At 67.8% G+C, this 5900-nt stretch carries 6 protein-coding genes and 1 pseudogene; 3 read left to right on the top strand and 4 right to left on the bottom strand.

From position 1 onward, the window contains the following. Positions 1-189 precede the first annotated feature (189 nt). The 3 genes and pseudogenes from ACFWBT_RS41260 to ACFWBT_RS41270 all read left to right on the top strand — a co-directional run. Positions 190-579, top strand: coding sequence for an STAS domain-containing protein (locus ACFWBT_RS41260; RefSeq protein ID WP_385709456.1), 390 nt, complete (start codon positions 190-192; stop codon positions 577-579). A gap of 41 nt (positions 580-620) precedes the next feature. Then, a protein-coding gene (locus ACFWBT_RS41265) for an IS5 family transposase (RefSeq protein WP_385709459.1) occupies positions 621-1429 on the top strand; the annotation gives its coding sequence in 2 pieces (ribosomal slippage) (positions 621-969 and positions 969-1429; 810 coding nt in all). 3 nt (positions 1430-1432) lie between these two features. Beyond that, a pseudogene (locus tag ACFWBT_RS41270) lies at positions 1433-2550 on the top strand (ISL3 family transposase); the annotation flags it as partial. Positions 2551-3497: 947 nt separating this feature from the next. Here ACFWBT_RS41270 and ACFWBT_RS41275 read toward each other — a convergent pair. The 4 genes from ACFWBT_RS41275 to ACFWBT_RS41290 form a co-directional block, all read right to left on the bottom strand. Further along, the gene (locus ACFWBT_RS41275) at positions 3498-3854 is read right to left on the bottom strand and encodes a four-helix bundle copper-binding protein (protein WP_385709461.1); all 357 of its coding nucleotides are present in this window, start codon (positions 3852-3854) and stop codon (positions 3498-3500) included. Positions 3855-4187: 333 nt separating this feature from the next. Beyond that, positions 4188-4844, bottom strand: a complete 657-nt coding sequence (locus ACFWBT_RS41280; protein WP_385709464.1) for a hypothetical protein — start codon at positions 4842-4844, stop codon at positions 4188-4190. Between the two features lie 53 nt (positions 4845-4897). Then, positions 4898-5137: an STAS domain-containing protein gene (locus ACFWBT_RS41285; RefSeq protein WP_385709469.1), complete on the bottom strand. Its 240-nt coding sequence runs from the start codon at positions 5135-5137 to the stop codon at positions 4898-4900. Between the two features lie 82 nt (positions 5138-5219). Continuing rightward, positions 5220-5375 carry a DUF6381 family protein gene (locus tag ACFWBT_RS41290; protein ID WP_385709466.1) on the bottom strand — a complete coding sequence of 52 codons (156 nt, stop codon included), beginning with the start codon at positions 5373-5375 and terminating at the stop codon, positions 5220-5222. Between the last annotated feature and the right edge of the window lie 525 nt (positions 5376-5900).

The raw sequence follows: 5900 nt of genomic DNA on the forward strand, positions 1-5900 counted from the left end.
ATCATCACCGCCCTCGCCGACCACACCGGCACCGACACCGACACCGACACCGACGGCCTCATCGACCACTGGGCCGACCTCGCCGCCGCCTAACCCCACCAGGCATCCTGGAAGAACCCCGCCCGGCACGCGGGGACACCAGGAAGCCAGCCGGCCCTGGCCCACCCGAAGGATCTTCCGGAGGCGGCCATGCGAGCGGATGAACTGCTCCAGACCCACACCCTGCGGTACGGGAACACCGTTCTGCTCTGCCTGACCGGAGAACTCGACCTCGCCACCGCCCCACTCCTCCACCAGGCACTCACCACAGCACTGGCGGGACGCCCCCGGCGCCTCCACCTGGACCTCACCGCCCTCGTCTTCTGCGACGGAACGGGCCTACGCGCGCTGAGCCAACTCATCGACACCGTCCACGCCACCCACGCCACCCTCCACCTCACCGGCTTCCACCCCAACATCCACCGCACCCTCACCTGCCTCGGAGCCGCCTTCCTCTGGACCCCACCCCCTGCTCCCGGCCTGGCAACCGCCACCTGGCCACCGGACACCGCCCAAGGCCACGACCCGCAACGGGACTAAAAGACCGTGTCCTATGTGGAGCTGGGTCGTTGGGCTTGGTTATGGGGCGGGGTACGTGGAGTTGGATTGTTCCGGATGGGTTGTGGGAGATCGCGGAGCCGCTGATCCCGCCGTCCAGGGTGCGACCGCAGGGCGGCGGGACGCAAGACACGCCTGATGAGACGCTGTTCGCGGCGATCATCTATGTGCTGGTCAGCGGATGCGCCTGGCGGGCTTTGCCGCCGTGCTTCGGGATATCGAAGTCGACCGCCCCCCGCCGGTTCCTGATCTGGTCGCGGGCAGGTGCGTGGGGCCGACTGCACGAGGAGATCCTGCACCGCCTGGACGACGCCGGCCTGCTCGACCTCTCCCGAGCTGTCCTCGACTCAGCTCATGTGCGGGCGAAAAAAGGGGCGAACTCACAGGTCCAAGCCCCGTGGACCTGGGCAAGCCGGGTTCCAAGATGCACGTCCTGTCGGACGCGAACGGACTGCCCCTCCTCACCGGCCTCTCGGCAGCCAACACCCACGACAGCCTTGCCCTGAAGCCCATGATCCAGGGTCACCACGACCCCCACCGCAGCCTGTACTTCAAGCCCCGGCGTCTGCACACCGACAAGGCCTACGACGTCCCTCACCTGCGAAAATGGTTATGGGGCAAGCACATCGGTGTCCGTATCGCCCGCAAGGGAGTCGAGTCCAGCGAACGGTTGGGGCGCCGACGATGGGTCATTGAGCGGACCATGTCCTGGCTGACCGGCTACCGCAGACTCAACCACCGCTACGAACGCCACCCCCGCAACTACCTGGCCTTTCTCGGCCTCGCCGCCGCCCTCTGCTGCTACAAGAGGCTCCTCCGCCTCACCACATAGGACACGGTCTTACTGATCGTGTTGCGTATCCCGTTGCCCACCGGGCGGGTGCCCCGCGTGATCGGCGTCGATGATTTCGCTCTGCGCCGGCGGCACCGTTATGCCACCGTGGTGATCGACGCCGAGACCCACGAGCGGATCGACGTGCTGCCCGACCGGACGACCGACACCCTGGAAGCGTGGCTGCGCGAGCATCCGGGCGTCGAGGTCGTGTGCCGGGACGGCTCGGCCACGTATGCCGAGGCCATCCGCCGCGCCCTGCCCGACGCGGTACAGGTCGCCGATCGGTGGCACGTGTGGCACAACCTGTGCGAAGCGGCCCTGAGCGAGGTGAAGGCACACAGCAGCTGCTGGGCCACCGTGCTGGACGCGCCCCTGTACGACGCCCCCGCGCACAGACCACCCTGGAACGCTGGCACCAGATCAGCGACCTGCTCGACCAGGGCGTGGGCCTGCCCGAGTGCGCCCGCCGCCTGCAACTGGCCCTGAACACCGTCAAACGCTACGCCCGAGCCGATCAGCCCGAGCGGATGCTCCGCGTCCCCAAATACCGTGCCAGTCTCGTCGACCCGTACCGCGAGCACCTGCGCAAACGCCGGACCGAGGACCCCGCCGTTCCCGTCAAGCACCTCTTCGAAGAGATCAAGGCCCTCGGCTTCACCGGCTGCCTGAACCTCCTGCACAAGTACATCAACCAGGGCCGCGCGGACGCCGACCGCAGCCACATCTCCTCGCGCAGGTTCGCCCGGATGCTGCTGACCAGGCCCGACAACCTCAAGGCCGAGTATCACGAGCTCCTGGCCAAGCTCACCGCTGCCTGCCCCGAGATGACCCAACTGGTCACCCTCATCCGGGACTTTGCTCAACTCCTGACGCCTCACGCCGGAAATGCCGACGTGCTCACGCACTGGATCGTCCAGGCCCACGCCGTCGACCTACCCCATCTCCACGCCTTCACCCGGGGCCTGGAACGAGACCGCGACGCCGTGAACTCCGCGCTCACACTTCCGTACAGCAACGGCCCCACGGAGGGCGTCAACACCAAGACCAAGCGGATCGCGCGCCAGATGCACGGACGAGCAGGCTTCACCCTTCTACGCCACCGCATCCTCCTCGGATAGCGACACCCTCCGTCACCACCGAATGCCGAATGTGAGACAGGGCCGTTGATTGGACAGTCCCGCGGTAGCGAGTTCTCAGCCCGCGCGTACCGGCCGCGGCGTGGGAGGCAGGAGACGGGTGCGCGATGTCCTGTGCAACGACGTCTGCCGACGGACACGACACGCGGCCCTGCACCACCCTGTTGCCGGGGACGGACCGCGGGTGCGCCCGGCTAGATGATGCCTGTAGGTGGTGCTGAAGACGAGCAGGGCCCAGAAGTGGGCCGTGTGGCCGTAGGGAGGTGTCGTGTAGGTGGGCAAGGCGCCGCCGTAGGACGTCACGCTCTCCAGCGGTTACCCCTGCCCCCTCAACGCCCTCGATCGCCGCTGACAGCAGATACTCAGCCACCCCATGCGGGGTTTCGGGATGGTTCACGGGCACGCTCACGGAACACGCGCGCCCCGCTTTTGCGCGCCTGGGCTGTGATCTCGGCCAGCCACTCATCCGCCTCAACGACGTATCGGGCGGGCAGACACGAAGCCCGCACCTGCTCCGTGCCGTGTCGGCGGCGTCCGGATGCGGCGGATCGGAGTTGCCGGTCGGCACCTTCCCATGGCCGCCCGTGATCAATGTCGATCAGCCAGGAAGTCACCCGGGCGTCCTGCCATGCTGGGACCACTGGCGGAGGGCGACACTTTGCTGCTGCCGCTACAGGACTCGCAGGAGCAGGCCGGGGCGGTCGCCTTTTCGCTCCCTCGTCGGGGCGACAGCCCCGCCGGTCGGTCCCGGCTGGCTTATGCCGTGCCGTCCGCGGCTTGAGTGAGGGGCTCCGGCAGCTGTCGTCTGGCGGACCCTCGTGACCTCACCAGCGTGCCGCGCTTCCGTCAGGGAGCGCGGCAGCGTCCAGGGGCTGGTGGGGCACGGTCGTCGAGATCCTGCAGCCGGGCGGCAGGAGGCTCGTCCTATGTCAGGCGCGGATGCCGCTCATGGACCGACAGGACTCTGCGCAGGCGCGACAGGCTTCCGCACATCGCTTCATCTGTGGGTCGTTCTCCATGCGCATACATGCTTCCGCGGCCATGTCGCAGGCCTGCGCGCACATGGTGCACATGTCCTTGCTCATGGGCGACATGCGCATGCACATGTCCGCGCACATGCGGGTCATGTCGGCGCAGTCCATAAGGGTGCGCATCATGGCCGGGTCGAGGTACTCGCTGCCCTGCTGCAGGCAGTGGTTGATCGTCTCCTCGCACATGCTGTACGCGGCCAGGCAGGCGTCCACGCACTTCTTCATGTCCGGACCCATCTGCTCGGAGTGCATCATGATCTTTCCTCCTTGAGGTGCCAGGTGCGTGACCGGCCGGTGCCGCTCATCGCAGCCATGTCTGTTATGTCTACTATGCTTTCGTAATTCTGCGACCGGGCCACGCCCGCACGGAGTTCGCCTGCCGGGGAAGTGGGGATAGCGGCCGTCGCCGCCTGCGAGGCCGGACCCTCCGTCCCGCGCCTTGCCCGGCGCGTCGGCCGGGACGAGTCGGGCGCAACATCCCCGGCCGCGACGCCACCCGATGCCGTACCCGCCGCGCAGAACGCCATCGGCGCACCCCGAAGTGAGCGGTCCGGCATGGATGAGGAGCCGGGTGAGCCGGAAGCGGAGCTACCGTGATCGAGCCGTGGTCTCGCCGGAGGCTGGCGGGTGGTCTTTGATGTTGATCCAGTCGCGGCTGCGCCGGCCGGGAAGATAGGGGCTGGTGAGGCGTTTGGCAGTGATGCCGTCGTAGCCCTCCTGCAGGGCTTGGTGGAGGGCTTCGGCTGCCATAGAGGGCCAGGCGGCCGGTACCAGCAGCCGGGCGTCGTTGAGGGGGAGGTCGTCGAGGAGGGTGCGGCGGGCGGTGTAGGGCTGGTGGAGGACGGGCTGCCACAGGTAGAGCACGTCGTAGATCATCAGCTGGGCCGGGTACTCCGCTGCGGCGCGTGTGACGGCGCGCGGGTGGTGCAGGCTCATCCGCTGCTGCAGCCCCTCGATCGAGGGGCGCCCGGCAGGGTCGGGGGTGATGATTTCGCCGTCGAGGACCGCCTGGATCTGCCACAGCAGTCCGGGGGGCGGAGAAAGTTCGGGGTAGTCGGTGGTGACGTCAAGCCCGGCAGCGCTGGCCAGCTGCATGGTGCCGTCGCCGGGCAGGTGGATCAGGACCCGGGCACCGTTCCACAGCGTCTCGTACGCGTACTCCGCTTCCTCGGCCGGCCCGGGCAGCGAGCCGATGGACGCAAGCATCGGCGACCACACCGGCAGCCCTGCGGCAGAACTACCCATAACACCCAGCATCGCCCTCCAGCGGGCGCTGCGCCCGGCAAGGGGCACGCTGATCACCTGCTGCCGACATGGAACTTGTGAGCGGGCACGCCATGTGGGTCGCCCAGTTCGGTGGGCAGGGTGTGGGGGATGTGGTGCAGCAGCCGTGCCAGTTGGGGCGGGACGATGCGGATGGTCAGGGCGGTGCCATGTGCGGGGGCGGTTTTCTGCGCGGGGATGAGGGTGCTGAGGCCGGCACAGTCGCAGAAATCGAGCCGGTCCAGGTCGACGGTGACCTGCTCGTACCTGTGGATGGAATGCCGGCAGCCGCCGGCCGGAAATCACGATAAGGGCTGGACGGCTACTGGGGGGGTGCATGCCGCTGCGGCCTGTGTCCTACCCGGATTCCTTGTCGCTCTGCTCCTTCAGGCGGCGGGCCTGATCGCTCAGGCCCTTGCGCTCGTCGGGGTCGCTGGTGCGCTTGGCCAGATCCTTCATTTCCTCGGCCCTCGCACGCATCTGCTCGGCTTTGCCACCGGGCTCACCGGTCATGCCCATGACGCTCCTTGTGTGATGGGGGAGAGTGGACGAAGCGCAGCGAAACACCTCTACTGAGCTGCCGCATCCCAACACATCCCCTGAGGTGACTCTCCTCCTGTGAGGGGCAGGGAGAGAGGCCGAGGCTGGCGCGTGTGCGTGGCGGCGGGAACGGCGTAATGGTGGAGGGATGGCAGCGTTGATCGTTGTAGGTGAGTCGGCCCGGACGGGTGGCCGCCGGGTGACTGTGATGCGCCGGGGCCGTGAGGAGTCTTTGGGGACGGCGTTCTCCGATCATGATGTGATCGTCTTTCTCCAGGCAGCAGGCCTGAGTGATCCGGAGGAGGTCCTGGACGACCCACGTTGGATCCAGTGGCGCGGGGGACGGGCATGGAATCCTCCCCCGGGCGGCGGCTGAGGAGTGGGGCGGGGGCTCTGGTCGAGGCGTTGTTCAGAGCCCTCCGTGAGGGTCGCGGCTCCAGGCGGCAGGGGTGCATTTCACGCGTCCGTCACCTTCGATGACGGCATGCGGCACACGGT

The sequence above is a fragment of the Streptomyces sp. NPDC060027 genome, assembly GCF_042737005.1.
Classification (GTDB): Bacteria; Actinomycetota; Actinomycetes; order Streptomycetales; family Streptomycetaceae; genus Streptomyces.

Bases quoted from the DNA above. Each gene is read 5' to 3' on its own strand.
- ACFWBT_RS41260 (WP_385709456.1), top strand. From the start codon at position 190: ATGCGAGCGGATGAACTGCTCCAGACCCACACCCTGCGGTACGGGAAC.
- ACFWBT_RS41275 (WP_385709461.1), bottom strand. From the start codon at position 3,854: ATGATGCACTCCGAGCAGATGGGTCCGGACATGAAGAAGTGCGTGGAC.
- ACFWBT_RS41280 (WP_385709464.1), bottom strand. From the start codon at position 4,844: ATGGGTAGTTCTGCCGCAGGGCTGCCGGTGTGGTCGCCGATGCTTGCG.
- ACFWBT_RS41290 (WP_385709466.1), bottom strand. From the start codon at position 5,375: ATGACCGGTGAGCCCGGTGGCAAAGCCGAGCAGATGCGTGCGAGGGCC.